Origin of the sequence: Acinetobacter sp. MD2(2019), from assembly GCF_035615615.1 — a bacterium.
Lineage (GTDB): Bacteria > Pseudomonadota > Gammaproteobacteria > Pseudomonadales > Moraxellaceae > Acinetobacter.
This window is the reverse complement of record NZ_VTDU01000020.1, coordinates 13,258-39,679: the sequence shown is the minus strand read 5'-3', so window position 1 is coordinate 39,679 and position 26,422 is coordinate 13,258. Positions and strand designations below refer to the sequence as shown.

Sequence of the window (26,422 nt, the reverse complement as noted above, 5' to 3'; positions counted from 1 at the left end):
CCGCTTAAATTTTGGAATCACTGAGCATGCAAAAATAAATGCTTTAAGATAATGGAATTCATCATCTTTTTGTCTAGAGCCTTTAAAACTGAGGAGTGCGTAATGTTTGTTGCTTTAGCTACATTAATATTTATCCATTTTTGTGCCTTAATTACTCCCGGGCCAGATTTTTTTCTGGTGTCCCAAACCGCAATTAGTCGTTCTCGCCGGCAGGCAGTACTTGTTGTATTAGGTATTACGGCTGCGGTGATGCTATGGGCAACACTGGCATTACTTGGTTTAAATATTATTTTTGAAAAGATGGTCTGGCTTAGACAAGTTTTGTTGGTTGTGGGCGGAATTTATTTGTGTTGGTTGGGCGTACAAATGTTGCGTTCAGCATGTGCGAAAAAAACAGAAGCGGTTGAAAGTGTTGAGTTTGAGTTGCCACAAAGCGATAAAAAATTCTTTTTAAAAGGCTTATTGACCAATTTATCTAACCCCAAAGCAGTGATTTATTTTGGTAGCGTCTTTTCCTTATTTCTAGCCAATCCGGCGTTGGAACATTTACATTGGCTGCTGTTTGTTATTATTTCCGTTGAAACCTTATTGTGGTTTTTATTTGTGGTGTTTATTTTTTCATTGCCGAGCTTTAAAACGGCGTATCAAAATGCTGCGAAATGGATTGATGGCATTTCGGGTGGAATTTTTACTGCATTTGGTGTGTATTTAATCAGCCATCGTTAATATAAAGTTAAAAAAACCTGCGATGCGCAGGTTTTTGGGTTTAAGCAAATTTTTTTAGTACGGCTAAAAATTCAGTGCTTTGGCGCGGATAGGTGGCAATCACATCGGCAATGCTTTGACCTTCTGGGTTTGTGGCATTTAAATTGCGTCCATCGGCTGTAAATTGGGTGAGTAAACGCTCAAAATCATTAGCACGCATATGTTTATAAGCATTATATAAAACGTGGAAATCCGCATTAATACCTTGTGGTGGTAAATGGTTTAAGTAGGCAAATACACGCTCATCTGACCATTCTTCATTGAAAGTTGCTGGCTGTGATACTGCCATGGCTTGCTCCTCGCAGATATAAAATAAAAAGGCAAAATAATCGAGATTATTTTGCCTTGAATTGATTGCCTTGGCTAATCAAAATTGAAATTAATGCTCTTCAGGTAAATTGATATTCATTTCTAGCATTTCAATATTCGCCTCAGAGCGAACTTGCATTTGAATATGCTGTTCATTCACGCCACTGACATAGCGACTCACAACCTGCATAATTTCTTTTTTCATTTCGTTAATTTTGTCTTGGCTTAAACGACGACCGAGCCCTTGTTCAGACGCAACAATAACCTTTAAACGGTCTTTAGCAACCTGAGCGCTTGATGTACGATCTTCGCTGCCGAATAATTTACTCCAAAATCCTGCCATGGTTATGCTCCAAATAAACGTGCTAGCCAGCCTTTTTGTTTAACCGTAATATGACGATATGGACGGTCTTCACCAAGGAAGCGTGCAACAAGGTCATCATAGGCCTGACCTGCACTCGTTTCTGAATATAAAATAACAGGCTTACCTTCGTTCGAAGCTTGTAATACGCTTGGACATTCAGGAATAACGCCTAAGGTTGGAATTCGTAAAATATCTTTAGAAATATCATCAATGGTTAACATTTCTTGGCGATCGGCACGTTCAGGGTTAAAACGGGTAATACATAAGTGCTTACGAATGCGGCCTTCGTTTTGTTCAACTTTTTTGGTTTTGCTGTCGAGCATACCAATAATACGGTCTGAGTCACGAACCGATGAAATTTCAGGGTTGGTCACAATAATTGCTTCATCGGCATGGTACATGGCTAAAATCGCACCGCGCTCGATTCCTGCAGGTGAGTCACAAACAATATAATCGAACTCTTGCGCCAGTTCGTTCATTACACGCTCTACGCCGTCATCACTTAACGCGTCTTTATCACGTGTTTGAGATGCAGGTAAAATGTATAAGTTTTCGATATCTTTATCGCGAATAAGTGCTTGTTGTAAGCGTGCTTCGTTATTAATGACATTAACAAAGTCATACACAACACGACGTTCACAGCCCATGATTAAATCAAGGTTACGTAAACCCACATCAAAATCGATTACCACAGTTTTGTGGCCACGTAAGGCTAAGCCTGTAGCAAATGATGCGCTTGTGGTAGTTTTACCGACACCGCCTTTGCCTGAAGTTACGACAACAATTTTGGCCACCGAATCCGCTCCTATTTAGTTTTGCTCATTTGCTTTTAACATCATTGAAGTACATTGAAAATTTATCATGCATATCCGTAATTTTAAATTTCTAAGACTTCAAATTTTAATTCATGCTGTTCATTTAAAGAAATTTGAACAGGCTTTTTAATCACATGCACAGGAATATCGTCTGCAACGCAGTAGGTTCCGGCAATAGAGACTAATTCTGCATTTAATAACTGACAAAAAATACGTGCCGAAGGATCACCACTTGCACCTGCAATCATTCGTCCACTACTTGCACCATAAACGTGAATATTTCCAGATGCAATAATTTCTGAACCGCTATTCATGCTTGCATTTAAAATGACATCGCCATTATCTTGAACAAGACACTGACCTGTACGTAACATTTCGTTATGATATGAGGTTACGTGCGAAACAGCGTTTGATTTTTGTTTAGGCGCGTCTACATTTTGCTCGGTCTGTGCAATTTGTTCAACTATTTGTTCAGTGGTTGGTTTAATTCTTTGTAATGGACGGTCGATAGGCAGTACAGGGAATTGAATTGCGCGCGCTTCATCGCCTAAAAGACCATCCACAACAGCCATCGGTTGTAAGTCTAAACTTACCAATAATTGAATCAGCGCAATCAGTTCTTGTTCAACGCTACTGTCTAAAATGACTAATGCACCGTGTGAAGCTGTATCGTCTAACATTTGGCTAAGTTGTTGGCGAATGGCATTATGATCATTTGTGTCGAAGGTTAATCTTGAAAAATTAACCATTCTGCCTGTAATGCGTATATCAGCCATAGTGCTTCCTTCAAAGGCGCTGTTTTAGTGACTTGAATGGAGTCACAAATTATAAAAATAAAGATTTAATTCACCCATTACATCTTCATGTTGGGTGCGTATAAAAAAATGAAACTGCTGCTGTAATTTTTAAGCAATCTAGTTAATCAAACTTAAGTCAACGGTGTGCTAAGTTGATTTAGATTCTGCCAAAATTTGTTGCCATTGTTTCACTTTTACTTGTTTACGTATAGATTCTAAACTTTCATAAACAGTAGATTCAACAAAAGATTCAAGAGATGCTTGCGCAATGTTCACTTGACTGATTTTCTGTGCAATGTATTGATAACTTAAATGAGGATTTGGTGGAGATTGTGTCACAAAAGGCGCAAGTAAGCCTTGAGTAATATTTTCACCTAAGCGTTTTCCAATCTGTTGCAACTGACTTTCGATATGACTGCCAATAATGGGGAAAGGGCGTAATAACTGATGAATTTCTGGGGTATCAATCACCGCTTGTTGCACCACACGACCAACATGTTGTGCCAAAAATTGTTGTTGCTGTTTTAATTCGGTGGCTAAATTTTCTTGTAAAAGTTCAGTCAGTGCTTGCGCAAATGCCTCCCGATGATGATCGACCAATTCATGAATAAGTTGTTTATGGGTTGAACTGGTTTTGAGTTCATGCCGAATGCCATCAATTACGGTAATCACCACACGATCTGAAAGTTCTTCCATCAACACTTGATAATAAAAATAGCCGCGTTTTTGCCAAGATTCTGGAATGACTTGATAGCCAATTTCGTGTAAACGATAAGCGATAATTCCAACACGAAATAAACGTAAAAAACGCAGTTGCGGCATAATGGCTAAAATTTCATACCAATGCACAAAAGGAAAAAAGAACCAACGCTGATGATGTCGCTGTATCACCGCAATGGCCCAGCGTACCAGCAATTCAAAAATTAAAAAGCTAATAAACCAACTTTCGGTTTTCTCAACCCATGGATGCAACTCGCGTTGATAAAAAGCCAATACATGGCTGAGTTGCACATGCTCTGCAATCCAAGAGGCAAAATGACTCATTAAAAAAGCATTCGTGCCCAAACAAAATAGATTGAAGACAATAATGCCCATCATGCAAATATCGTAAAGCAGATACAGCTTCCAGCGTAAGGAATTCTGATGCACTTGATTAAACTTATTGGCACGTTTTGCAGCATTTGGAATCATGATAAAGACTCGGTTGAAGCAGGTGAATAACGCATTTTAATTTGTTGAATAATCTGGTCTTTTTCTTGCCAAATTCCGCTAAGCCACTGATGAAATTGCACCCGATATTCGCGGTCAGTTTCATAGTTGCCTTGTAAAACCCATTTTGGAATTTCAATTTTTCTTAAATGAACGGCAATCCGTGGCACTTCGCCTAACCAAAAATTGGCATAATCGGGAACACCGTCCGGGTACACAATGGTCATATCAACCAAGGCATCGATCTGATTGCCTAGAATATTTAACGCCAATGCCAATCCACCCGACTTCGGTTTTAATAAATGTTGATAAGGAGATTTTTGCTGTTGATGCTTTTCGGGAGTAAAGCGTGTGCCTTCAACATAATTTAGCAAGGTAAACGGCTGGCTTAAAAGTTGCTCGCAGGCTTTACGTGCTTCGGCAATATCACGATTTTTCAGTTCAGGATTTTTGGCAATTTGTGATTTGCTGTGCCGTTTCATCATCGGGAAGCCTAAAATTTTAAAGGCAGGCCCCACAAAGGGAATAAATATCAGCTCCCATTTGGTGAAAAAACGAGTCAGTGGCATGCGGGTTAGTCCTACATATTGGTTCACCGTGGTATCGACCCAACTTTGATGATTACACAACATCAGATAACGACCTTGTAAATTTAAATCGAGCTGCTCATCAATCTCGATATTCCACTCGGTATTTGCTAAAACATGGTCGATGAGCCAATTATTAACCCCTAACCAACTATTGGTAATATTAATATTGGTTTGATCAATTTTAGCCGACTTTTTAAATAATTTAGTCAAACCTAAAGCCAACACAGGGGGGCCATGTAAAAAAGTGCTTGCTGTAATGACGGAACTGACCGTTAAACCTTTTTTAATTTTTTTAAAAAAACGCTTATTTGTGATGATCTTCATGACGGTTCCTAAGTTTAGGCTGACTTGCTCAATATAACGATGCTACGGTATTGGGTCAAAGAAATAAAAATCTAGATCAAACAATGCAGTAAATGTGAATGATTAAGATCGATCGTTACCAAACAAGTCATAAAATTGCTTTTTTGTAACAAAAAGCGCATGTTTCTCAAATTGGGTTTATTTCATAATCTCAACATATTAATAAAATATTTAAATAGGAGGCATGCGATGCGTGCAGTTGTTATCTCTACTCTTACCGCTACCGCTTTAGTTCTTTCAGGATGTCAAAGCATGGATGGTGGGGCAACGACAGGCGTTCGTCAATACGATAAAGCTGCAATTGGTACTCTTATTGGTGCTGCTGCGGGTTATGGTCTTTCTCGTTCAAATGCGAACTCTTCTGCTCAAAATAACCGTGCCGCTGCAATTGGTGCAATCTTAGGTGCAGGCACTGGCTTGTATTTAGACAACAAAGAGAAAAAATTACGTCAACAAATGGCGGGTACGGGTGTTGAAGTAAACCGTAATGCCGATGGTTCTGTTGGTTTGGTTATGCCGGGTAACATCACGTTCGATACCAACCAATCAAGCATTAAACCGAATTTCTATGCAACTTTAAACAAAGTGGCGCAAACGTTGTCTGAAGATAACAAAAGTGCCATTTTAGTTACAGGTTATACTGACAATACTGGTAATGACTCAATTAACATTCCATTGTCACAAGCGCGTGCACAAGCTGTTGCGAACTATTTAAGCGGTCAAGGTGTATCGTCTAGCCGTATTAATGCACAAGGTAATGGTGCATCGAATCCAATCGCGTCTAACAGCACTGCGTCTGGTCGTGAACAAAACCGCCGTGTAGAAATCAGCATTTACGAGCGTCAATCTTAATTGTCGCCTCAATGTTAAAAAAACCACCTTCGGGTGGTTTTTTTATTGGTTATAACATAAGTGGTTGTGTGTTATTTAAGCGAAGTAAAAAATAAAATGGCGCAGTCAGTCATGCAAGAATTTGAATTAAATCATGCAGCAGCACGACAACCCATGGCGCAAGGCCACATTATTTGTACTTTATTAAGGCAGATTCGTTAGGAATCTAAAACCAAGATGTCTATAATCATGCTCCAATTACCATGAGGATCTGCCATGTCAGCAAGTCAACTCAATGACAAACAATATGAGGCCATGAAATATATTCAAGGACCTTTATTGGTACTTGCGGGCGCAGGGTCAGGTAAAACCTCGGTGATTACGCAAAAAATTGCCTACTTGGTACAGCAATGCGGCATTCCAGCACATCGTATTACCGCAATGACCTTTACCAACAAAGCCGCGCGTGAAATGAAAGAGCGTGTTGGGAAACTGTTAAATAAAGAACAATCAAAAGGTTTGTCGGTTTCGACCTTCCATACTTTCGGCTTAAATTTATTGCGTCTGGAATTAAAACATTTACCGCTTAAAAATAATTTTTCAATTTTAGATGCTGACGATTGCAAACGAATTTTGATGGATTTAATGCATCAAGACAATTTGTCGGGTGCAGAAAGCAAAGAATTAATTGCCAAAGCCATGAAGAAAATTTCAGATTGGAAGAACGATCTGATTATTCCAGAGCAAGCGCATTCCACTTGTGAAACTGAAGAAGATGTGCGTTTTGCGCATTTGTATCAGCTTTACGAACGTAACTTACGTGCCTATAACGCGGTCGATTTTGACGATTTAATTGTTTTGCCTACTCGGTTATTACAAGAAAATGCCGAAGTGCGCGACAAATGGCAAAATCGTGTGCGCTATTTATTGGTCGATGAATATCAAGACACCAACACTGCACAGTATATTTTAGTCAAATTATTGGTTGGGGTGATGGGCGGCTTTACTGCCGTGGGCGACGACGACCAATCGATTTACGCATGGCGTGGAGCAAAGCCTGAAAATATGGGTTTGTTGCAGCAAGATTTTCCCAATTTAAAAGTTATTAAGTTAGAACAAAATTATCGTTCGACCAGTCGAATTTTAAAGGCAGCCAACTGCGTGATTGCCAATAACTCACATATTTTTGATAAAAAATTATGGAGTGATAAAGGGCATGGTGAAGTCATTCGCGTGATTACGTGCCGTAATGATGATGATGAAGCTGAGCGCGTGGTCAAAGATTTAATGACCCATAAACTCATGAATGGGAAAAACTGGAAAGATTATGCGGTGCTGTATCGCGGTAATTTTCAGGCGCGAGTGTTAGAAACCCAACTGCGCCAAATGCAAATTCCATATAAGTTGTCGGGTGGTCAGTCTTTCTTTGCGCGTAGCGAAATTAAAGACATCATGAGTTACTTGCGTTTAATTATTAACCCTGAAGACGACAGCGCATTACTGCGAATTATTAATACCCCAAAACGCTCGATTGGCCCAGTTACATTAGAGAAACTTGGCTTATTTGCACAAGAAAATCATTTATCTTTACTGACTGCTGCCGGCGACCAGCGTTTGTCGATGGTGCTCAGTAAAAAAATAAGCTCGCAATTGAATGAATTTGCGCAGTTTATTGCAGATTACACCCGTAACATGTTGGAAGATGACGAGCCTGTGCCGATTATTCGTCAAATGATTATGGAAACAGGCTACATCGATTATATCCGCGAGCAAGCCGCAACGCCTGCACAAGAAAAATCGAAGCTCGATAACATCGAAACCTTATACACCAGTATCCAAAGTTTGATTAATCGCGCTGAAAATGTCGATGAAAAAAATATCGAAAGCGTCATTCGTAAAATGGTGCTACTAGATTTGCTTGAGCAGCAACAAGAAGAAGATGATTTAGATAAAGTCAATTTGTTGACTTTGCATGCAGCCAAAGGCTTAGAGTTTCCCTTTGTTTATATTATGGGCTTAGAAGAAGAACTCTTGCCGCATAAAAATTCAATTGCCAGTGACACCATTGAAGAAGAACGCCGTTTAATGTACGTGGGGATTACCCGTGCACGTCAAGGTTTAACTTTAACCCTTGCCGAACAACGCAAAGCCGGCGGGCAAATGAAACAAATGACCCCAAGCCGCTTTTTAGATGAATTGCCGCAAGATGAATTGGATTGGTTAGGGCGGAAAAAGAAAATTCAGCCGAATATCGATCCGAAAGAACAAGCCAAAGTATATTTGGAAAATTTACGTGCCATGTTAAAGCACAAACATAAATAGATCTCCTTAAGGAAAATTCATGAAAGTTCAAGTCAAAGTATTAGATGCGCGTTTAGGTCAAGAATGGCCTTTGCCAACGTATGCAACTTCAGGTTCAGCCGGTTTAGACCTTCGTGCGTGTTTAGATGAAACCATTCACATTGAACCGGGGCAAACGGTTTTAGTTAAAACGGGTTTAGCGATTTACATCGAAGATGTTAATTTTGCAGGTTTAATTTTGCCACGTTCAGGTTTAGGACATAAACATGGCATTGTTTTAGGGAATTTGGTTGGTTTAATCGATTCAGATTATCAAGGTGAATTGATGGTGTCGGTATGGAACCGCAGCCAACAAACCTTTAGCTTAGAACCCGGTGAACGCTTAGCGCAATACGTTTTAGTGCCTGTGGTACAGGCAGAATTTGAACAAGTTGAAGAGTTTGCAGCAACCGAACGCGGTGCAGGTGGTTTTGGCCATACAGGCAAGCAATAATTATTTTGACGTAAAAAAAGGCACAAATCGTGCCTTTTTTTACGTCTTGTCTGTTGATTCTTACAAAATATAGCGCAGGTCGTATTTACAAAACTTGTCATTGTCCACACAATTTGTCCATGATCAACCTGACGATAATTTATGAGTCTATTGCACCAAACAAAGTTTCCCGCACATATTTTTCGTGCCTATGACATTCGGGGGAAATTAGAACATTTAACCCCAGCGACCATCGCCGCAATTGCAACGGCATTGGCACGTCTATATATAAAAAAACAAGTAAAACAACTGGTTTTAGGTTATGACGCCCGTTTAACTAGCCCAAGTTATGCCGCTATTTTTGAAACTATTTTAATTCAGCACGGCATAGACGTCATCGCGCTGGGTTGTTGCTCCACGCCGATGATGTATTTTTTTTCAGGGCAATATGCAGGCAATGGCATTATGATTACCGCCAGCCATAATCCCAAAACCGACAATGGCGTGAAATGGGTTTGTCATGCAGAGCCGCCATCACCTGAACAAATACAAGCACTTGCACTCGATGCAGCGCAGATAAGTCAGAGCATGAATAGTGCGTCGGTGTCAGAAGTCACGCATCAATTTTATCCTGTGTTTGCCAAGCAATATTTAGATTATTTACAACAAGATATTCAATTAAAAAGGCCGTTAAAAATTATTGTTGATGGCTTACACGGTTCAGCAGGGCAATATGCCATTGAAATTTTAATGCGGTTAGGTTGTCAATGGACGGCTTTAAATTGCGAAGCCAATGGCCATTTTCCAAAGCATGCCCCCGATCCATCCAAAGATCATCATTTAATTGAATTAAAAAATCAGGTGATCGAGCAGCAAGCCGATTTGGGTTTTGCTTTAGATGGCGATGGCGACCGCGTGGTAATTGTGGATGATTTAGGCCAAATTATTAGTGCCGATCGGTTATTGTGTTTATTTGCACAAATTTGTTTATTGCGCCATCCACAACATGAAATTGTGTTTGATGTGAAATGTTCGAATCAGGTGACTCAATTTGTAGCGGCGCATCAGGGCATTGCAACCATGATTCGCACCGGCAGCACCTTTTTGCGTAAATACATTGCACAGTCGAAGCAGCAGGTGGTTTTTGGTGGAGAATATGCCGGTCATTACGTGTTTAACGATGGGCGAGGCCGAGGTTATGATGATGGTTTATATGCAGCATTACGCGTGCTTGAATATTTAAGTGAACATACGCAACCACTTTCACAATTAATGCAACACATCCCGCAACGTTTTTCCACGCAAGATTGTTATATTTCAACCCATCAACACGCCTCAAAAGCACTTTTAAGCTTGATTGAAGAAAATTGCCATAGCATGCAGGCAAAATTAACACAAATTGATGGGGTAAGACTTGATTTTGAAGATGGATTTGGCATTATTCGAGCATCGAATACTGGCGAATATTTGACTGTTCGTTTTGATGCAGATACTGCACCGCGCCTAGAGCAAATTCGCCAAAATTTTGCTGCAATTTTTAACTCAGATTATCCAGATATTGCCCAAGAAATTCGTCAGGCGTACTAAGGAGAGGCAAATGCCATTTCAACACCAAGGCCTAGATAAAGCACAAGTATTAACTGAGGCTTTGCCATATATTCAACGCTTTTCAGGTAAAACGTTGGTCGTGAAATATGGCGGTAATGCCATGACAGATCCAGAACTTGAAAGTTCGTTCGCTCGAGATATCGTGCTGCTTAAAACCGTAGGCTTAAACCCGATTGTGGTTCATGGTGGCGGCCCGCAAGTCGATTCCCTGTTAAAACGCTTAGGACAAGAATCTGACCGGATTGATGGGATGCGTGTAACCGACTCTGCCACCATGGAAGTGGTTGAAATGGTGCTTGGCGGTAGCGTGAACAAATCCATTGTAAACCTGATTAATCAACATGGTGGTCGTGCCATTGGTTTAACCGGTAAAGACGGCAATTTATTACGTGCGCGTAAATTGCTCATGGAAAAGAAAAGCGAAGATGGCAGCGTTGAACACATCGACCTAGGTATGGTGGGTGAAGTGGTCGGCGTCAAAACTGACGTTTTAGAAATGTTCACACAGGGCGATTTTATTCCCGTCATTGCGCCCTTAGGTGTCGATGAGCAAGGCAATACCTACAATATTAATGCTGACCTTGTTGCAGGCAAAGTCGCTGAAGCACTCGGTGCAGAAAAACTGATTTTACTCACCAATATTTCCGGTGTTCTCGATGAAAACAAGCAGCTGCTGACCGGTTTAAGTACCCAAGAAGTCGATCGTTTAATTGAAACTGGTGTCATTTACGGCGGCATGATTCCAAAAGTTAGCTGTGCATTAGATGCGGTGAAAGGCGGCGTTATTAGCGCGCATATTGTCGATGGGCGAGTACCGCATGCAACCTTACTTGAAATCTTTACCGATCATGGCGTGGGCACACTCATCACCAATCGTGCTAAATAATTGCATAAGCCACCTCGGCAAGTTTTGAATCAAGGCTTGCTGAGCCATTTAGACTAAAAAATAAAATACATTTAACGCTTTATCTTTTTTTGTGATAAAGGCAGTAGAAAAAGCCATTTGCACCACGTTTGCAGATCAATTACATTCAATATTCGTTTGAATGTTTTGTTAAAGAAGTACCGCCAATGTGCCAGCTGCTCGGAATGAATTGCGCAACACCTACCGATATTACCTTTTCATTTAGAGGATTTTCACAGCGCGCGGGAATTACCTCAGACCATTGCGATGGGTTTGGCATAGCCTTTTTTGAAGATAAAGCCTGCCGATTATTTGTTGATAATAAATCGGCCATTGAATCGCCGTTAGCTGCATTGGTGCGAGATTATCCAATTAAATCGCGCAACGTGATTGCACATATTCGTAAAGCAACCCAAGGCAAAATCACTTTAGAAAATTCACATCCTTTTGTTCGTGAGTTATGGGGGCGGCACTGGGTTTTTGCCCATAATGGCGATTTGCATGGATTTAGCCCAAAATTAACGGGTCAATTCACACCTGTGGGCAATACAGACAGTGAATATGCGTTTTGTTATTTACTCGATCAATTGGTGCAGCAGTTTGGCTATACCGCGCCTTCAATTTTAGAAATTGCACAGTTGATTGAAAAAATTGCCCCAACAATTGCCGAGCATGGCACCTTTAATTTTTGTTTATCTAATGGTCAGGCTTTATTTAGCTATGCTACGACCAAATTGCATTGGTTGGTGCGAGGCTATCCATTTAAACCCGCACAATTAATTGACTTAGATGTAGAGGTTGACTTTAGTGTGGTGACCACACCGCACGACCGCGTTGCTGTGATTACTACCGAACCGCTGACACAAAATGAAGTGTGGACAGCATTTCAGCCAGGACAGTTAATTGTATTTCAAGATGGTCAAGATGTTTATCAGGCGCAAACGCATGTAGAACGACTAAAACAAGAAGCGCTAAATCCGTTTTTGAAGCGGATTACGCCCGCCGATATTTATTAAAAATATTTGAAAAATAGGGCACAAATGGTGCTCTTTTTTTTATTTTCAAATTGAACGGAAGGTAAAATTTAGTCTGTATTGGTTAAAAAATACTTGACTCTTTTACTTATGTTTTAGGCTTTTAATTTATATCTATCAATTGTTTATGATAAATGTTGTTTAATCCCGACCTGCTGGCTTGTTTTTTAATTTTTTTAGATTCGCCTATCATGCTGAGTACGTTATGGGGAAACGATCAAAAATGAAAATCAGTTGGCATGCAGATTATAATACGGGTATCGATGTGATTGATGATCAACACAAACGTATTTTGGACTATATCAATGCAATTCAAGATGTCCGTTTTACGCACGATACTACTCAAATTAAAGAGGTTTTAGACAACATTGTGGACTATACACAATCGCATTTTGCCTTTGAAGAGAGCTTACAAGAAGAAGCGGGTTATCAATATCGCGTGCCACATAAGCGTGTACATGACTTATTTATTAAAAAAATTGAAAATTATCGAGATCGATTTTTAATGGGGCAAGCCATCGAAGAAGAATTACATCAAATCCTGACAAAATGGTTAATCAATCATATTCAACATGATGATGCCGATTATGTCGGCGCAGTGAAAGAGAATATGCAAATTGCCATTCGTGAAAATGAGAAGAAAAAAGGTAAGAATTGGTTTGCGCGTTTCTTCTCTTAATTGCAAATAACGATAAGAAAAAATAATAATTAACCATTTGCGCTAAAAATCATTGCTTCGGCAATGATTCTTTTTTTGAGTAAACTTTGATTTTCACGAGTGACAAAGGCAAAATAGCGCATCATTCTTGAAAACTTCGGATGCAGGACATACCTATGTCACGATGGTTATCGCCACTGATGGCGTTTTGTTTATCTTTTATGTTGATGGCGACACTGGCACCGACAGTGGGCATTCAGTTAGACCGTCAAATTGACTTTTGGTTGATGTGGCTAGCAAGCATGTTGTTGCTGTCACTCCCAATTGGTTATTTAGAAGTTGCCTTGGTGCGCCGCAGTAAAACTTCGGCATTAAATGCTATGCTAAGCCTCACACGCGATGCGGATGCATCACCTCGCTGGCGCATGGTAAGTTGGCTTGCAGTTAGTTTCATTCCATTTTTGGCTGGTGCAATTCTAGCCAATGCCAGTCATGTACTACAAATGAATGGATTGGTTCTTGGTTCAGAAGCAGTCTTGTTTTTGGTGGCGTGTGTGATTGCCATCGGTGCATCTTTTATTCCACGCCAATGGCTGACCATTTTACTTGTCCTCAGTGTTGTTGTTTCAATGCTGCTGAGTCACTTATTCCCACTGCAACTTGAAGCATGGCATGTCACTGCGGTTTCATTTACTGAATGGGGCAATGCAACTGTGTTAGCGTTAGTCGCGAGTGGTTTGGGGATTGGGGTTTATTCACAAAGTAGTCTAAGCCAGTTAAAGCAAGCAGAACGCGTATCTAGCGTGCAAATTCCAGTGTGGATTGCGCAATTATTGGCGGTGATTGCATTTGGTTTCTTTGCAGTCCAAACTCAAGTTCCCGCGCTGAGTATGCTTGTGAGTGCAATTTTTGCCGCGGCGTTATTGCTGCAATTGGCGAAAGAGCAGTTACAGCAACGTCAGTTGGCGGTGTTGGTGCAGTGGATTGTTCTGGTCTTGCCACTCTTCATTTGGGCTGTGACGGCTTTGTTACACTGGTTTAATCTTGCCTTGATGCTTTGGGGATTATTCATTTGCCTTCTGTATGCCATATTTGCAGGCTGGATAATGAAGATTAGCCATTTACGTAAAGCTTTGAATTTTTCAAATGAACTGCTTTATAACTTGTGGCGAATTGCAGTGCGTATTGTGTTACCTATTGCGATTATTCTTGCCATCATTTCAATTGTGTTGGGGCAGTTTTAATGCAGCAATACGTTTGGGTTGCTTATGCAACATCTGAACAGCAATTTCATCTAAAAGTGATTTATCAAGCAGGAATGACGGCTGCCGATGCTATTGCTCAAAGTGGCTTAAGCCATCAGGTTCAGCTTCCTGAAAAACTCAGTTTAGGCATTTGGGGCGTAAAAATCTCAAGTGCTGAACATGCATTAAAAGCCGGTGATCGGGTCGAAATTTACTTGCCTTTAACCATTAATCCAAAAGATATACGACGCAATCGGGCAGAAAAAAATCCGGTTGGGCGATATCAAAATGGTAATCGCTCAAAACGATCATCATGATAAAAATAATCCCAATCATTTGATTGGGATTATCTCTTTTGTATCAATCAGAATCTATTTATAATGAAGGTGCATTTAAAATCGCATCTTTAGACGCAGGTAACCCTGGTTGCGTTTCAGGAATTGAATCTAAACCTTCAATTTTGTTAACAATACCTTCGTTATCAAAATAAATTTTTAAATGTTGTCCATTTGCGGCAGGGATTTTTGCTTTTTTCGCATAAGTTCCTGGAATATAATTGTAGACATAATCCCAACGCTGTGGATTTACTGGGTCAGCAATGGTTGGGCTGCCAAGTAAAAAACGAACTTGCTGGTAATTCATGCCAATTTGTACTTGGGATGCTTGTGCTTTGGTTAAAGGCGTACCTTGAGGGATATCGATTTTATACACACAGCCGGCGAGCAAGGTACTGACGAGTAAGCTCGTCAACATTATTTTTTGCATTTTGCTACACTATCCAAATCAATTATGATGCATTTAATCTAACCATAGATCATACTGCATCTAAACTCTGTTGCATATTCCAATTTAAAAATTGTTGAGAGACTTTTGTATGCCCATTTCAAATCAAGATTTACGTAAGGCTGGACTTAAAGTAACCCTTCCAAGAATTAAAATATTGGAATTACTTGAAAACTCAAAACAGCATCATCTGAGCGCTGAAGACATTTATAAAACATTACTAGATCAAGGTGAAGATGTTGGTTTAGCAACTGTATACCGTGTATTAACACAATTTGAAGCTGCTGGTATTATCCAACGTCATAATTTTGAAAATAATCATTCAGTTTTTGAAATTATGCAAGAAGATCATCACGATCATTTAGTTTGCCAAAACTGCAATAAAGTCATTGAATTTACAAATGATATTATTGAACACGAGCAGCATCAAGTGGCCGAAAAATTTGGCTTTTCATTAACTGGCCATTCTTTAAATTTGTATGGTTATTGCAATGAACCTGCATGTCAGGAAGTTTTTCGCAAAAAATAATTCTACATAAATATAACAATAAAAAGGCGTTTGAATTCAAACGCCTTTTTATTTGGGAATTTAAAAAATTGCATTCATTTATGGGTTAAGTACGAAATGCACAATTCAGCCCAAAGCTTGAAATAGAATTCAATTTTATTGACCATCAAAAGTAATATGTCGACCGGCAGACAATAACTGGTCTTTTCCTTCTTCAGACAATTTAATTTTTAGGCGTAAATCGTTTGGTGAATCTGCATGTCGTAACGCTTCTTTTTGGCTAATTTCACCTGCCACGTATAAATCAAATAAGGCCTGATCGAAGGTTTGCATGCCCAGTTCGCGGGAACGCGTCATTAATGCTTTGAGCTCGTTAATTTCACCTTTACGCACATAGTCTGAAACCAGTGGACTATTGATCATAATTTCAATCGCTGCGCGACGTGATTTTTCATCCACCGTTGGAATCAGTTGCTGAGCGACAATGGCACGTAAATTTAATGATAAATCCATTAACACTTGTTCATGTCGTTCTGTTTCAAAGAAATGCACAATACGTTCAATGGCTTGGTTGGCATTGTTGGCGTGTAGGGTGGCTAAGACCAAATGTCCGGTTTCTGCAAAGGCAATAGCATAGTCCATCACTTCTTTGGTTCGAATTTCACCAATCAAAATGACATCGGGGGCTTGGCGTAAGGTGTTTTTAAGCGCAACCTCAAAGGAATCTGTATCTATCCCGACTTCACGTTGAGTAATAATACAACCTGAATGTTGATGGATAAATTCAACCGGATCTTCAATGGTAATAATGTGCCCGCGCGAATTGTGGTTACGATGACCCAGTAATGCCGCAAGCGAAGTCGATTTACCCGTACCTGTTGCCCCAACAAAAATAATGATGCCGCGTTTTGACATGACCAAGTCTTTAAGTACCGGCGGCAGCTTTAAGTCTTCTGTACTTGGGATATGATGTTCAATTCGGCGCAGAACCATACCAGGTAAATCACGTTGGTAAAATGCACTGACACGATACCGCCGGCTGGCCTCGCGATTCGTTATGGCAAAGTTACATTCGCGTGTTTGCTCAAATTCTTGTTTTTGTTTTTCATTCATGATGGAATGAATCAGTTGATGAATAATTTCACCAGTTAATTTACTGCTCGAAACAGGGGTAATTTGTCCATTAATTTTCATTGATGGTTCAACGCCTGCAGTAATAAATAAGTCAGACGCTTTCTTTTCGCTCATCAGATTGAGCAAATCATTAAAATCCATTGCCATGATTAAGTTGTCTCTTCCTTAGAATGCGTCAGGTTGTTTTGCAGCAGTCCGTGCAACTTCTTTGGAAATAACACCTTTAGCAACTAAGTTTTTAAGGCTCTGATCCAGCGTGGTCATGCCTTGCGCAGCACCCGTTTGAATGGCTGAATACATTTGGGCAATTTTATTTTCACGAATCAGGTTACGAATTGCAGGCACACCCAACATAATTTCATGTGCAGCAACACGCCCACCGCCATTTTTCTTCAGCAGCGTTTGCGAAATTACCGCTTGTAATGATTCAGACAGCATGGCACGAACCATATCTTTTTCTTCGGCAGGGAAGACATCGACCACACGGTCAATGGTTTTTGCAGCAGACGTGGTATGCAATGTACCGAACACCAAGTGACCGGTTTCTGCGGCAGTTAAGGCTAAACGAATGGTTTCTAAGTCACGCATCTCACCGACCAAAATAATGTCGGGGTCTTCACGTAGCGCTGAACGTAAAGCTTCATTAAAGCCATGCGTATCGCGATGCACTTCACGCTGATTAATTAGGCATTTTTTAGAAGGGTGTACAAATTCGATTGGATCTTCAACGGTTAAGATATGTTCGTAACGATTGTCGTTAATATAATCGAGCATGGCTGCAAGGGTCGTGGATTTCCCTGAACCGGTTGGACCTGTGACCAACACAATGCCACGCGGGAAATCGCAAATATCTTTGAAAATATTTCCTAAACCTAAATCTTCCATGGTTAAAATTTTAGATGGAATGGTACGAAATACCGCGCCTGCGCCACGATTTTGGTTAAAAGCATTGACACGAAAACGTGCAACGCCCGGTACTTCAAACGAAAAGTCAGTTTCTAATTTTTCTTCATAATCATGACGTTGTTTGTCATTCATGATATCGTAAATTAGACGATGGACATCTTTATGTTCCAGTGCTGGCAAATTAATGCGGCGAACTTCACCATCAATACGAATCATCGGTGGTAGACCTGCAGAAAGATGCAAGTCGGATGCGCCATTTTGTGCAGAAAAAGCCAGTAGTTCTGTGATATCCATAATTTCCCCCAATTACATGCATTCATGTCGTTATTTTTGTAAAATAATAACCGATTTTAAGAAAATGAAACCAAAACTTCACTGTTAAATGTGAAAAAATTCTGAAGAGCCGCCTGTTTATGAATCAGTTTCAATCTGCATACCAACTTGTTTGTCAACAAATTCAACATGCGTGTGTAAATGCACACAGAAATTCAAATGCAGTCAAACTTTTAGCGGTGTCTAAAACGCATCCCAGCGCCGCACTTCGTGAAATGTATGCGCTGGGTCAGGTGGCATTTGGCGAGAATTATTTACAAGAAGCCTTGGCTAAAATTGAAGAATTACAAGATCTTAAAATTGAGTGGCATTTTATCGGTCACGTACAGCGCAATAAAACCAAACATTTAGCAGAAAAATTTGCGTGGGTGCACGGGGTCGATCGTTTGATTATTGCCGAGCGTTTATCGGCACAGCGCTTGGCCACGCAACCTGCGTTAAATATTTGCCTTCAAGTGAATATTGATGGACAAGACAGCAAAGATGGTTGCCCCGTGAATGAAGTTGCAGATCTGGTTCAACGCATTAGCCAACTGCCGCAGATTCGTTTACGCGGTTTAATGGTGATTCCTGCGCCAAATCATCTGCAAGCGTTTACCGATGCGAAACAATTGTTCGAGCAAGTCAAAGCATTGCATGCCCATCCCGAAGATTGGGATACCTTAAGCATGGGCATGTCGAGTGATTTAGATGCGGCCATTGCCGCCGGTTCAACCATGGTTCGTGTGGGTACCGCTTTGTTCGGAGCGCGCGATTACAGCCATTGATTGAAATAAAAGTTCAAATATTTAGCCGTAATCGGTGTTTGGGTGGAGGATAAAAAACCAATACAGGCAGTATGCCGATTATCCCACCACTTCAATTTTACTTGAGCCCGAACCGCGCGGTTGTACTTGAATTTGCACGGGGATACGTTCGTGCATTTCTTGAATGTGTGAAATCAGAACCACTTTACGACCTTGATTTTGTAGTTGGTCGAGTGCGTTCATCACCATATGTAACGATGAGGCATCGAGCGTACCAAAGCCTTCATCGATAAATAACGACTCGATTTTCATTGAACCCGAAGCCATATTGGCAATGGCGAGTGAAATGGCCAGTGCGGTTAAGAAGGATTCTCCCCCCGACAGAGAGGCGACTGAACGAATTTCATCGTCCATATCGTGGTCAATAATGGCCAGACTGAGTGAATTGTCTAAACGTTTTAAGGTATAGCGTTGCGAAAGCGTTGCCAATTGTTGGTTGGCATATTCGAGTAGAATATCTAAATTGTATTGCTGTGCGTAATCGCGGAAATCTTTGCCTTTGGCATCGCCAATCAGACTTGAAATTTTACTCCAACGATATTCTTGTGCTTGGATGCTTTGAATTTGGTCGGCATATTGTTGCTGTTTACTCAGATTTTGCTGATGCAACTCCAGTTTAATTTTATATTGGTCGCGCTGATCATTACACTGTTGCCACTGAATTTGTGTGTCATGAATGTGTTGCTGTAATCCAGTTAAATCGACATCAGGTTGAGTTTTTAAATGCTCGTGAAGTTGCTGCTGTAGCATATTTATACTGACATTCGTATCGTTTAAGCTTCGTTCGGCCTGTTGAAGTTGGCTGCGAATCTGTTGTTCTTGCTGCGTAGAAACGCCCAATAACGGCACATATTGACTGCTTTCAATTTGAGTCTGCTGTGCTGTCCATGTTTCAATCTCACTGACTATTTTTGCAAGTGCGGATTGATAATCCTGTTGTCTGTTTTTAAGCTGTTCGAGCAGATTTTTTTCTTGTTCAAAATGCTGTCGGGCATGTTCAAATGCGGTTTTTCCTTGGTTATATTGTTGCTGTAAGTTTTGCCGTTCGCGATCATGCGCGGTTAACCATTCATTGGCTTTTTGGCCTGCCAATCCGGTCATTTGTTCAATCAGCTGCATGGCATGCTCGCTATTTTGTCGGCCTTTTTGCTCGAGTGCTTGGTGTTGTTGCTCTGACTCGGTAAGTTGTTGATTTATATGCTGTAAATCTGCATTTAGCAGCTTGATTTTTTGATTGTGCCGATCTAGCTGTTGGCTGATTGCAGTTGTTTGTTCTAAATGCTGCGCACGCTGAATTAACTGCGTCAAAATCTTCTGCGCGGTCATGAAGCTATGCGATGTCCACGCGTGTGTTTCATCGTCCTGCAAACACGCCGTAATATGCGCTAGTTGCTGCTGACGTTGTTCTAGGTTATGTAAATGCTGCGCGAGTTGTTGAGTTTGCTGCGTGAGTTTTAGTTGCTGTTCTTGGGCTTGTATTTGCTGTGCTAAATCGTGTTCAAACTGTATTTTCAGTTGAAGCTGTTGCTTGATATTTTCGTCTATATTCGCGGTAAGTCGAGATGCATCTAAGCTTAAATCGAGTTCAATTTCGGCAAGTCTTAAGCAGTGTTGAAGCACCTCTTTTTGTTGTTGCAACTGATTTGATGCCTGTTGCAGAAATTGTTTTTGTTGCTTAAGTTCCGTCTGTACTTGCGTTAATTGCTGTTGAGTTCGCTGCCAATTTTGAAAATGTTGTTGTTCACTGTGGATGATTTGCTGTTCTTGCTGCTGTTGTAGCGCATACAGTGCTTTAGAAATGGCATTCTCATCGTCCCGATAAGGATGCGTTGTGCTACCACAGACCAAACATGGTTCATCTGCAATTAAATTGGCGCGCAGTTGTTCAATATTTTCTGCATGCAATAAGCGTTGTTGTTGGAGCACATGCTGTAATTTTTCACGTTCAAGTTTGGTCTCTTGATAGACTTTTTCTAACGCTTGGGTTTGAGTTTGTAATGCATGCAAATTCTCTTCTGTATGCTGCTGTTGCGTTTGTTTTTGTGCAATGTCTTGCGTTAAAGCCAAATAATCGAGCAGTTTTTGCTGAATTTCTTTGAGTTGATGCCCACGGTTAAGCAACTGGTCTTTCATGCTTTGCTGCTGTGCAATTTTGTTTTGCAGCTGCGTATAATCGCCAAAGTTTTGCACCAGCGCATTCAGTTGCTTTTGTTCTTGTTGTAGTTGCTGTTTGGCTTGCTCGATATCACCAATTTGGGATTCAATATTTTTATAATATTCAATAAATTGGCTTAATTGCTGAATATGCGCCGCGATGCCATTGTCTAAACGACTAAATTGCGTACTTTGTTTGAGTTGGACATCTAAATGTTTATGCTGTTGTTCTAAATTGTTTAGCTGCTGCTGCACCTGTTGTTGTTCTATTAAAACCGGTTGCTGCGCGATTTCCAGTTGCTGAATTTTTAATTTACTGTGCTTATATTGTTCTGCAATGGTTTCCCGATCTTGGATATATTTCCGTAATTGATTCAACTCGCTGTGATGATGTTGTTCAAACTGTTGCAATTGCTGCACGGCTTTTTCAGCCGTTTGGTATCGCTGCTGATCTTGCTCAAATTGTAGTGCTAACGTCGCAAACAGAGTTTGTTTGTGTTGCAATTCAGGTTCAAGCTGCGTTTTTTGATTCAGCAATTGCTGTTGTTGGAAGACCTGCGGGCGTATTTCTGCAAATACTTCTAACTGAGCAAGTAACTGACGTTCGGATGCTAATCCATCAAAAGTTTTTTTCTGCTCGCTGTGTAATGCTTGTTTTTGCAGGATATCTCGGTCAAGTTTTTGTTTTAATTCAAACCACTGTTGCTGAAGTTGTAATTGTTGCTTGCGTGTCTCAAGTGTCTGATGTTGCTGTTGTATGTCTGCAATATCTTGATGTAACTGCTTTAGATCATCGTCAGATAATAACTCGATGTGCCCCAAATGGCTTTCAAGCAGTTTTCGTTGTTGCGTGATTTCTTTGGTTTTTTCAAAAGCCAGTTGCCCAATTTTGGCAAAAATCGCTGAATTGGTCAGGTATTCTAAAAGCTCGCCGCGTTCATTGTCGCGTGCTTTTAAAAAGGCGGTGACTTCCGACTGTGCCAGTAGTACGGCACGGGTAAATTGCTCAAAACTGAGTTGAGTAATGTGTTGAATGTGCTGTTCAACGGCTTTGGTTTTATCGGCAATTACCACGCCATCGGTTAAACATTTTAAACTGCGCTGAACATTTTGTAATTTGCCGTTGGCATTTTCACGGGCGCGTTTAATTTCCCAACGTGCTAAATAGCGTTTTTGATCTTGCGCGATAAAACACAGTTCAGCAAAGCCATGCGCTGTTCCACGGCGCAATATGGTTAAGGGTGAATTGGTGGCAATTTCTGAGCCATCGATATCAAAAAGTTTTCCATCGCTGTCTTTAAGTCGGGGAATTTTATTAAAGAGCGCCAAACACATCGCATCTAAAATAGTCGATTTGCCTGCGCCAGTTTTCCCAACAATGGCAACTAATCCGGCATTGGCTAAAGGTTCTGCTTCAAAATCAATAAAATGTTCACCCGCCAACGAAGCCAGATTTTTAAGTCTAATAGATAAAATTTTCATGGCAAACCTTTAATTGGGATGATCATCTTCAAGTTGTTTTTGTGCTTCATTGACCAAACTTAAAAAATCTTGTGTAACGATTGGGTCATTCTGATAGCCTTTTTTTTCCCAAATTTGTTGGAAGAGTTTTTCGGGCGTGGGCGGTTCTAAGGCAATCTGTTGTGCCTGCGCTGTGCTATTGGCTGTGTTCAAATATTGTCTGGAAATACGCACTAAGCGATAACGATTAGGCGGTAATGCATCTTCAAATTGTTGTCTTAAATTGGGGGGTGGCGGGATGAGGGTATGGTATTCGATGTCCACATATTCGCGTTGGTCAATCAATGCAATATCACCTGTGGCTAAGGTTTGTAGTCGCTGCATGACCTCGGTTAATTCACCACGAATTTTGTGTAATTTGACCGCACGTGGAATTTCAAGTGCCGAAAATTCAACGGTTTTTTGTTCAGAATTTGAGTGAATTTCGACATCAACCACCTGATGTTTATAGTTAATTTCACTAAAAGACAGTGGGATGGGTGAGCCGCTATAACGAATGTGTGGATGCTGTACTTTTTGCGGTTTGTGTAAATGCCCAAGCGCTACATAATCAATCGCATCGTCAAATAATGTGGTAGATAATGCTTCTTCATTGCCAATAATGATTGGGCGTTCTGAGTCCGATGTTTCGCCGCCTTGCATATGCGCATGCGACATCAAAATCAACGCTTGATCATCCGTTTTGCGGCGTTTTGCTTCGGCAATCAGTTGTTCGTGCAAATAGACAATGGCATTTTGACTATTAGCGGTCGACTCATTAAAGCCAGTAATTTCTGCCGAACGCAAAAAAGGCAGGGCAATGCACCAAGCAATAATGCTTTGCTCTGCATCATAAATAGGTAAAATCAGACGATCTAAATTTAAGCTTTTGTCGGCATTCCAGCGAATGACCCCAACTGTTTTTGCATTGTATTTTTCTAATAAGGGTTCGACTTGTTCAATGCGGTAGCCTGAGTCGTGGTTGCCTGCAATCATTAAGGTTTGCATGTGCGGTGCAAGGGCGTGCGCATCTGCAAGAAATTGATAAAGCTGTTTTTGTGCTTGCGAACTTGGGTTAATAACATCAAAAATATCCCCCGCAATAAGCAAGGCATTCGGCTGTTTATTTTTAATTTGTTCAAGAAGCCATGCTAAAAATTGTTCATGTTCGTAATGGCGGGAATGATTATAAAAAAATTGCCCCAAGTGCCAGTCAGAGGTATGAAAAAATCGCACGGTCATTGCTTGAAGGCTTCCTTTTTTGAATACAACATAAGGTAGCATAATTCAAATTTTGAGGTGGTGAATATCTGGGTTTTAATTCGCTAAAAATTGCCAGTTGGCATCTAAAAATCATGTTATTGAATCGATTTTGAATTGGAAACTTGCTTGTTTAATTGATAAAAAACAGCCAGATCATTGCTGATATGGCTGTTGATTCGCGTTTGGCTTATGGTTTTGGTGGAACAACATGCGGTGCTGCTTTAGGTAGAAGCGGTTTCTTTTGGTTGTGTTTTGCATGATGTTTTTTGCCATCAGGTTTTTTATGTGGGGCAGGTTGCTGTTTTTTCGGTTGTTGATTCGGTGCTGGCTTGTGTTGTTCGGGTTGCGGTTTCATGTCTGGCGTAGGTTTGGTCATGGCATGATGTTGAGCATGTTCAGGTTGTGGTTTGGGTTGATTCGGTGCTGCCATCGCAGTGGCTGCAAATGCAGTTACAGATAAGCCAAGTGCGAGTGTTGAAAGAAGTTTTTTCATGGAATTGTACTCTGTTGGGTTTTAGATTTGATAAACATATCATTGGCTTAAGTTGTGAATTTATGATGAAGATTGTATATGTGCTTCACGCTGAAAATCTGTCGTTAGGTAGCGGAAAGTAAATATGTTGTTCATATTTTATTAGCGCTCAGAATTAAAGTTTGAGAATCATCAGTTGTAGTCTTAAAGATTGACGATGAAGATAAACATAAGCATCAGCAAAATGTCAGGCTGTAGATGAGCCAATACAAAGTAGATTGTTCAAATTTTAGAATTAAAATAAAAGCCAACGATTCGAGTGAGAAAATCGTTGGCCTAAGAACACCATACAACGGGCTATTTTTATCTGCTGCCCGTGGTGAATTGCGCGTATTGCTATGCAAGGTCACCGCAAAGTTTGTAGATGCCGAACAAAGTTTGCGGTTGCTACTGACCTTATGCTTTATATAACGTACGGGTTTGCAAAAAGGTTGACATTAAAGTGAAGAAAAATCGCTTTTTTTATTTTTTGTGCGTTATGGATGTATTTGTGATTGTTTTTTAACAAGATAATTTTTTTAAAAATCTCGTATTACATTAGATTAGATTCGAGGGTAAGATAAAGTCTATATAATGACTTAGAAACGTTGGTTTAAGCTATGACTTCTTTGCGCCCTTACTTTTTATATTTTTTTATTTTAAGTTTAACAATAAGTTGCGTCATTGGTTTACTTGCATTTTTGCTGCCTGTGGGTAAAAGTGGTTTTTTAACGGCTTTTCCTTATTTAATTGCAATGATTGCTGTGTTATTTCGTTTTTTAAAGAAAGAAAAGCGCGCACCGAGTGTTTCAGAAAAACATAAATTAACCTTGGGCTTTATCGCAATTTTTTTAACTTATAGCGCAATAGGGTGTTTGCTTGGATTGGCGTGGGCATTAAATACCAATTCAGAAATTTTTGATGATATTTGGCATTATTTAACCCATCCACGGGTGTTCTTTTATTCGTTTGGTCTATTTTTACTTTTGGCGTTGCCTTTATATTTAACCACCATTTGGCTTTATGGCAAGCGCGCACAACATTTGGTTGAACGAATGTACGAAGATCATGAAATTGACGATTAAGCCTTAAGTTAAAAAAGGAACTTATACGCTTTGTGATTGTGGGTGTAGTTGCGTCAAACGCTGTGCTGAATAAGCTTGCGGATCGATGAACGTGGGTTGCTTAAGTATTAGCTGACGTAATAGTTTTGCCGATGCTGGCCCCATACACAGCCCATTTCTAAAATGTCCAAAGTTGGCCCATAAGTTGGCAATTTCGGGCATTTTTCCAATATAGGGAACACCCGTAGGCGAGCTCGGTCTTAAGCCAGCCCATTGTGCAACTAACGGAAATTGTAATAACTCTGGAACCATTTCTTTTGCGGCATCAATAATGTTGTTTTGAATATCTGATTTGACGCTTTTATCAAAACCAAAATCATTCATGCTCGAACCACACACAATATGCCCATCGGCTCGGGGAATCAGGTACATCACTCGATTCATACACATGGTTGGTAGCCAATTTGCTGGGGTTTTAAATAGTGCCATTTGCCCATGAATGGGCTGAACCGGAATGTGTAGATTTAATTGTTGTTGCCAGTTTTGACTCCACGCGCCAGTGGCTAAAATAAACTGATCAGCAACAATCGTTTTCCCTGAACGGGTTGTTACCGATTGCACAGCACCATTCACAAAATTTAATTGCTCAATAGGGCAATGTTCTTTAAAGGTGACTTGGTTGTGCTGTTTTAAATAATGGGTCAACGATTGTAACAGGCGCGGGTTACGAACATTCGCCAAATGTGGGAAATACAGCGCCTTTGAAAAATGTTTAGACACTTTTGGATTGACTTGACGCAGTTCAGTCTGCTGCAACTTTTGGCAAATCTGCATGGGGTCTTGATATGCTTTGGCATAGTCTTGCCCAACGTCAAAGTCTGCTTCATCAAAAATCAGCATGCCTGAATTGTGAATTTCAAAATCAATTTGAGTGAACGGGGAAATTTTTTGGTTGATGGCCTCATATAAGGTTTTGCCATGTTGGGCCAAATCATTCACGGCTTTGGGATAACGCCACGGGTACATGGGCGAAAGAATACCACCACCAGCCCAAGACGCTTCTTTTCCTGCTTCTTGCTGGTCAAAAATACTGACCGTGCAACCATGCTCAATCAGTTCCAATGCAGTTAATAAACCGCTTATTCCTGCTCCAATAATGGCAATATGTTGCATGGGTGCACTCGTTTATAAAAATA

General features: G+C 40.4%; 26 protein-coding genes. 13 read left to right on the top strand and 13 right to left on the bottom strand.

All coding sequences use genetic code 11. The features are described 5' to 3' along the window. Positions 1–102: 102 nt before the first annotated feature. Positions 103–726 carry a threonine export protein RhtC gene (rhtC, locus tag I2F62_RS10460; RefSeq protein WP_324626955.1) on the top strand — a complete coding sequence of 208 codons (624 nt, stop codon included), beginning with the start codon at positions 103–105 and terminating at the stop codon, positions 724–726. A gap of 40 nt (positions 727–766) precedes the next feature. Here the strand turns inward: rhtC and I2F62_RS10455 are convergent, their stop codons facing one another. From I2F62_RS10455 to I2F62_RS10430, 6 genes are all read right to left on the bottom strand, one after another. Beyond that, complete coding sequence (locus tag I2F62_RS10455; RefSeq protein WP_324626954.1) at positions 767–1,054, bottom strand: PA4642 family protein; 288 nt, start codon at positions 1,052–1,054, stop codon at positions 767–769. A gap of 90 nt (positions 1,055–1,144) precedes the next feature. Further along, positions 1,145–1,417 (bottom strand): cell division topological specificity factor MinE, encoded by a 273-nt coding sequence (minE, locus tag I2F62_RS10450; protein WP_324626953.1) that lies wholly within the window; start codon positions 1,415–1,417, stop codon positions 1,145–1,147. Positions 1,418–1,419: 2 nt separating this feature from the next. Next, entirely contained in the window at positions 1,420–2,232 is an 813-nt protein-coding gene (gene minD / locus I2F62_RS10445) for a septum site-determining protein MinD (RefSeq protein ID WP_324626952.1), read from the bottom strand. Positions 2,233–2,315: 83 nt separating this feature from the next. Further along, entirely contained in the window at positions 2,316–3,029 is a 714-nt protein-coding gene (gene minC / locus I2F62_RS10440; protein WP_324626951.1) for a septum site-determining protein MinC, read from the bottom strand. 168 nt (positions 3,030–3,197) lie between these two features. Next, the gene (locus I2F62_RS10435) at positions 3,198–4,238 is read right to left on the bottom strand and encodes a preprotein translocase subunit SecA (RefSeq protein ID WP_324626963.1); all 1,041 of its coding nucleotides are present in this window, start codon (positions 4,236–4,238) and stop codon (positions 3,198–3,200) included. Then, a complete protein-coding gene (locus I2F62_RS10430) occupies positions 4,238–5,173 on the bottom strand; it encodes an acyltransferase (RefSeq protein WP_324626950.1) in 936 nt (311 codons plus the stop codon). The genes I2F62_RS10435 and I2F62_RS10430 overlap by 1 nt, the downstream gene beginning before the upstream one ends. A 228-nt stretch (positions 5,174–5,401) precedes the next feature. On the opposite strand from I2F62_RS10430, the gene I2F62_RS10425 reads away from it, so the two are divergent. The 9 genes from I2F62_RS10425 to I2F62_RS10385 all read left to right on the top strand — a co-directional run bounded on the left by I2F62_RS10425 (position 5,402) and on the right by I2F62_RS10385 (position 14,581). Further along, a complete protein-coding gene (locus I2F62_RS10425; RefSeq protein ID WP_324626949.1) occupies positions 5,402–6,064 on the top strand; it encodes an OmpA family protein in 663 nt (220 codons plus the stop codon). Positions 6,065–6,319: 255 nt separating this feature from the next. Beyond that, the gene (locus tag I2F62_RS10420) at positions 6,320–8,365 is read left to right on the top strand and encodes a UvrD-helicase domain-containing protein (RefSeq protein WP_324626948.1); all 2,046 of its coding nucleotides are present in this window, start codon (positions 6,320–6,322) and stop codon (positions 8,363–8,365) included. Between the two features lie 19 nt (positions 8,366–8,384). After that, the gene (dut, locus tag I2F62_RS10415) at positions 8,385–8,837 is read left to right on the top strand and encodes a dUTP diphosphatase (protein WP_324626947.1); all 453 of its coding nucleotides are present in this window, start codon (positions 8,385–8,387) and stop codon (positions 8,835–8,837) included. A 141-nt stretch (positions 8,838–8,978) separates the two neighbouring features. Then, on the top strand, positions 8,979–10,403 hold the full coding sequence (locus I2F62_RS10410; RefSeq protein ID WP_324626946.1) for a phosphomannomutase/phosphoglucomutase: 1,425 nt from the start codon (positions 8,979–8,981) through the stop codon (positions 10,401–10,403). A gap of 10 nt (positions 10,404–10,413) precedes the next feature. Then, positions 10,414–11,310, top strand: coding sequence for an acetylglutamate kinase (gene argB, locus I2F62_RS10405; RefSeq protein ID WP_324626945.1), 897 nt, complete (start codon positions 10,414–10,416; stop codon positions 11,308–11,310). A gap of 185 nt (positions 11,311–11,495) precedes the next feature. After that, a complete protein-coding gene (locus I2F62_RS10400) occupies positions 11,496–12,344 on the top strand; it encodes a class II glutamine amidotransferase (RefSeq protein ID WP_324626944.1) in 849 nt (282 codons plus the stop codon). A gap of 241 nt (positions 12,345–12,585) precedes the next feature. Continuing rightward, on the top strand, positions 12,586–13,041 hold the full coding sequence (locus I2F62_RS10395) for a bacteriohemerythrin (protein ID WP_324626943.1): 456 nt from the start codon (positions 12,586–12,588) through the stop codon (positions 13,039–13,041). Between the two features lie 140 nt (positions 13,042–13,181). Continuing rightward, positions 13,182–14,264, top strand: coding sequence for a hypothetical protein (locus tag I2F62_RS10390; RefSeq protein WP_324626942.1), 1,083 nt, complete (start codon positions 13,182–13,184; stop codon positions 14,262–14,264). Then, on the top strand, positions 14,264–14,581 hold the full coding sequence (locus tag I2F62_RS10385) for an RnfH family protein (protein ID WP_324626941.1): 318 nt from the start codon (positions 14,264–14,266) through the stop codon (positions 14,579–14,581). The genes I2F62_RS10390 and I2F62_RS10385 overlap by 1 nt, the downstream gene beginning before the upstream one ends. Before the next feature lie 58 nt (positions 14,582–14,639). Here I2F62_RS10385 and I2F62_RS10380 read toward each other — a convergent pair whose 3' ends face one another. Next, positions 14,640–15,029 carry an outer membrane protein assembly factor BamE gene (locus tag I2F62_RS10380; RefSeq protein ID WP_324626940.1) on the bottom strand — a complete coding sequence of 130 codons (390 nt, stop codon included), beginning with the start codon at positions 15,027–15,029 and terminating at the stop codon, positions 14,640–14,642. Positions 15,030–15,138: 109 nt separating this feature from the next. Here I2F62_RS10380 and fur point away from each other — a divergent pair, with 109 nt between their 5' ends. Next, positions 15,139–15,576: a ferric iron uptake transcriptional regulator gene (gene fur / locus I2F62_RS10375; RefSeq protein WP_324626939.1), complete on the top strand. Its 438-nt coding sequence runs from the start codon at positions 15,139–15,141 to the stop codon at positions 15,574–15,576. Between the two features lie 135 nt (positions 15,577–15,711). On the opposite strand, the gene I2F62_RS10370 is transcribed toward fur, so the two are convergent. Together I2F62_RS10370 and I2F62_RS10365 are read right to left on the bottom strand one after the other, a co-directional pair. Next, positions 15,712–16,830: a PilT/PilU family type 4a pilus ATPase gene (locus I2F62_RS10370; RefSeq protein ID WP_324626962.1), complete on the bottom strand. Its 1,119-nt coding sequence runs from the start codon at positions 16,828–16,830 to the stop codon at positions 15,712–15,714. Positions 16,831–16,854: 24 nt separating this feature from the next. Next, positions 16,855–17,889, bottom strand: a complete 1,035-nt coding sequence (locus tag I2F62_RS10365) for a type IV pilus twitching motility protein PilT (protein ID WP_324626938.1) — start codon at positions 17,887–17,889, stop codon at positions 16,855–16,857. Positions 17,890–18,008: 119 nt separating this feature from the next. On the opposite strand from I2F62_RS10365, the gene I2F62_RS10360 reads away from it, so the two are divergent. Beyond that, positions 18,009–18,695: a YggS family pyridoxal phosphate-dependent enzyme gene (locus I2F62_RS10360; protein ID WP_324626937.1), complete on the top strand. Its 687-nt coding sequence runs from the start codon at positions 18,009–18,011 to the stop codon at positions 18,693–18,695. A 78-nt stretch (positions 18,696–18,773) separates the two neighbouring features. Here I2F62_RS10360 and I2F62_RS10355 read toward each other — a convergent pair whose 3' ends face one another. From I2F62_RS10355 to I2F62_RS10345, 3 genes are all read right to left on the bottom strand, one after another. Continuing rightward, a complete protein-coding gene (locus tag I2F62_RS10355; RefSeq protein ID WP_324626936.1) occupies positions 18,774–22,370 on the bottom strand; it encodes an AAA family ATPase in 3,597 nt (1,198 codons plus the stop codon). A 9-nt stretch (positions 22,371–22,379) separates the two neighbouring features. Continuing rightward, a complete protein-coding gene (locus tag I2F62_RS10350; protein WP_324626935.1) occupies positions 22,380–23,630 on the bottom strand; it encodes an exonuclease SbcCD subunit D C-terminal domain-containing protein in 1,251 nt (416 codons plus the stop codon). A gap of 208 nt (positions 23,631–23,838) precedes the next feature. After that, a complete protein-coding gene (locus I2F62_RS10345) occupies positions 23,839–24,144 on the bottom strand; it encodes a hypothetical protein (RefSeq protein WP_324626934.1) in 306 nt (101 codons plus the stop codon). 638 nt (positions 24,145–24,782) lie between these two features. Here I2F62_RS10345 and I2F62_RS10340 point away from each other — a divergent pair. After that, the gene (locus I2F62_RS10340) at positions 24,783–25,247 is read left to right on the top strand and encodes an ABZJ_00895 family protein (protein ID WP_324626933.1); all 465 of its coding nucleotides are present in this window, start codon (positions 24,783–24,785) and stop codon (positions 25,245–25,247) included. 21 nt (positions 25,248–25,268) lie between these two features. Here I2F62_RS10340 and thiO read toward each other — a convergent pair whose 3' ends face one another. Next, on the bottom strand, positions 25,269–26,399 hold the full coding sequence (thiO, locus tag I2F62_RS10335) for a glycine oxidase ThiO (RefSeq protein WP_324626932.1): 1,131 nt from the start codon (positions 26,397–26,399) through the stop codon (positions 25,269–25,271). Positions 26,400–26,422: the final 23 nt, after the last annotated feature.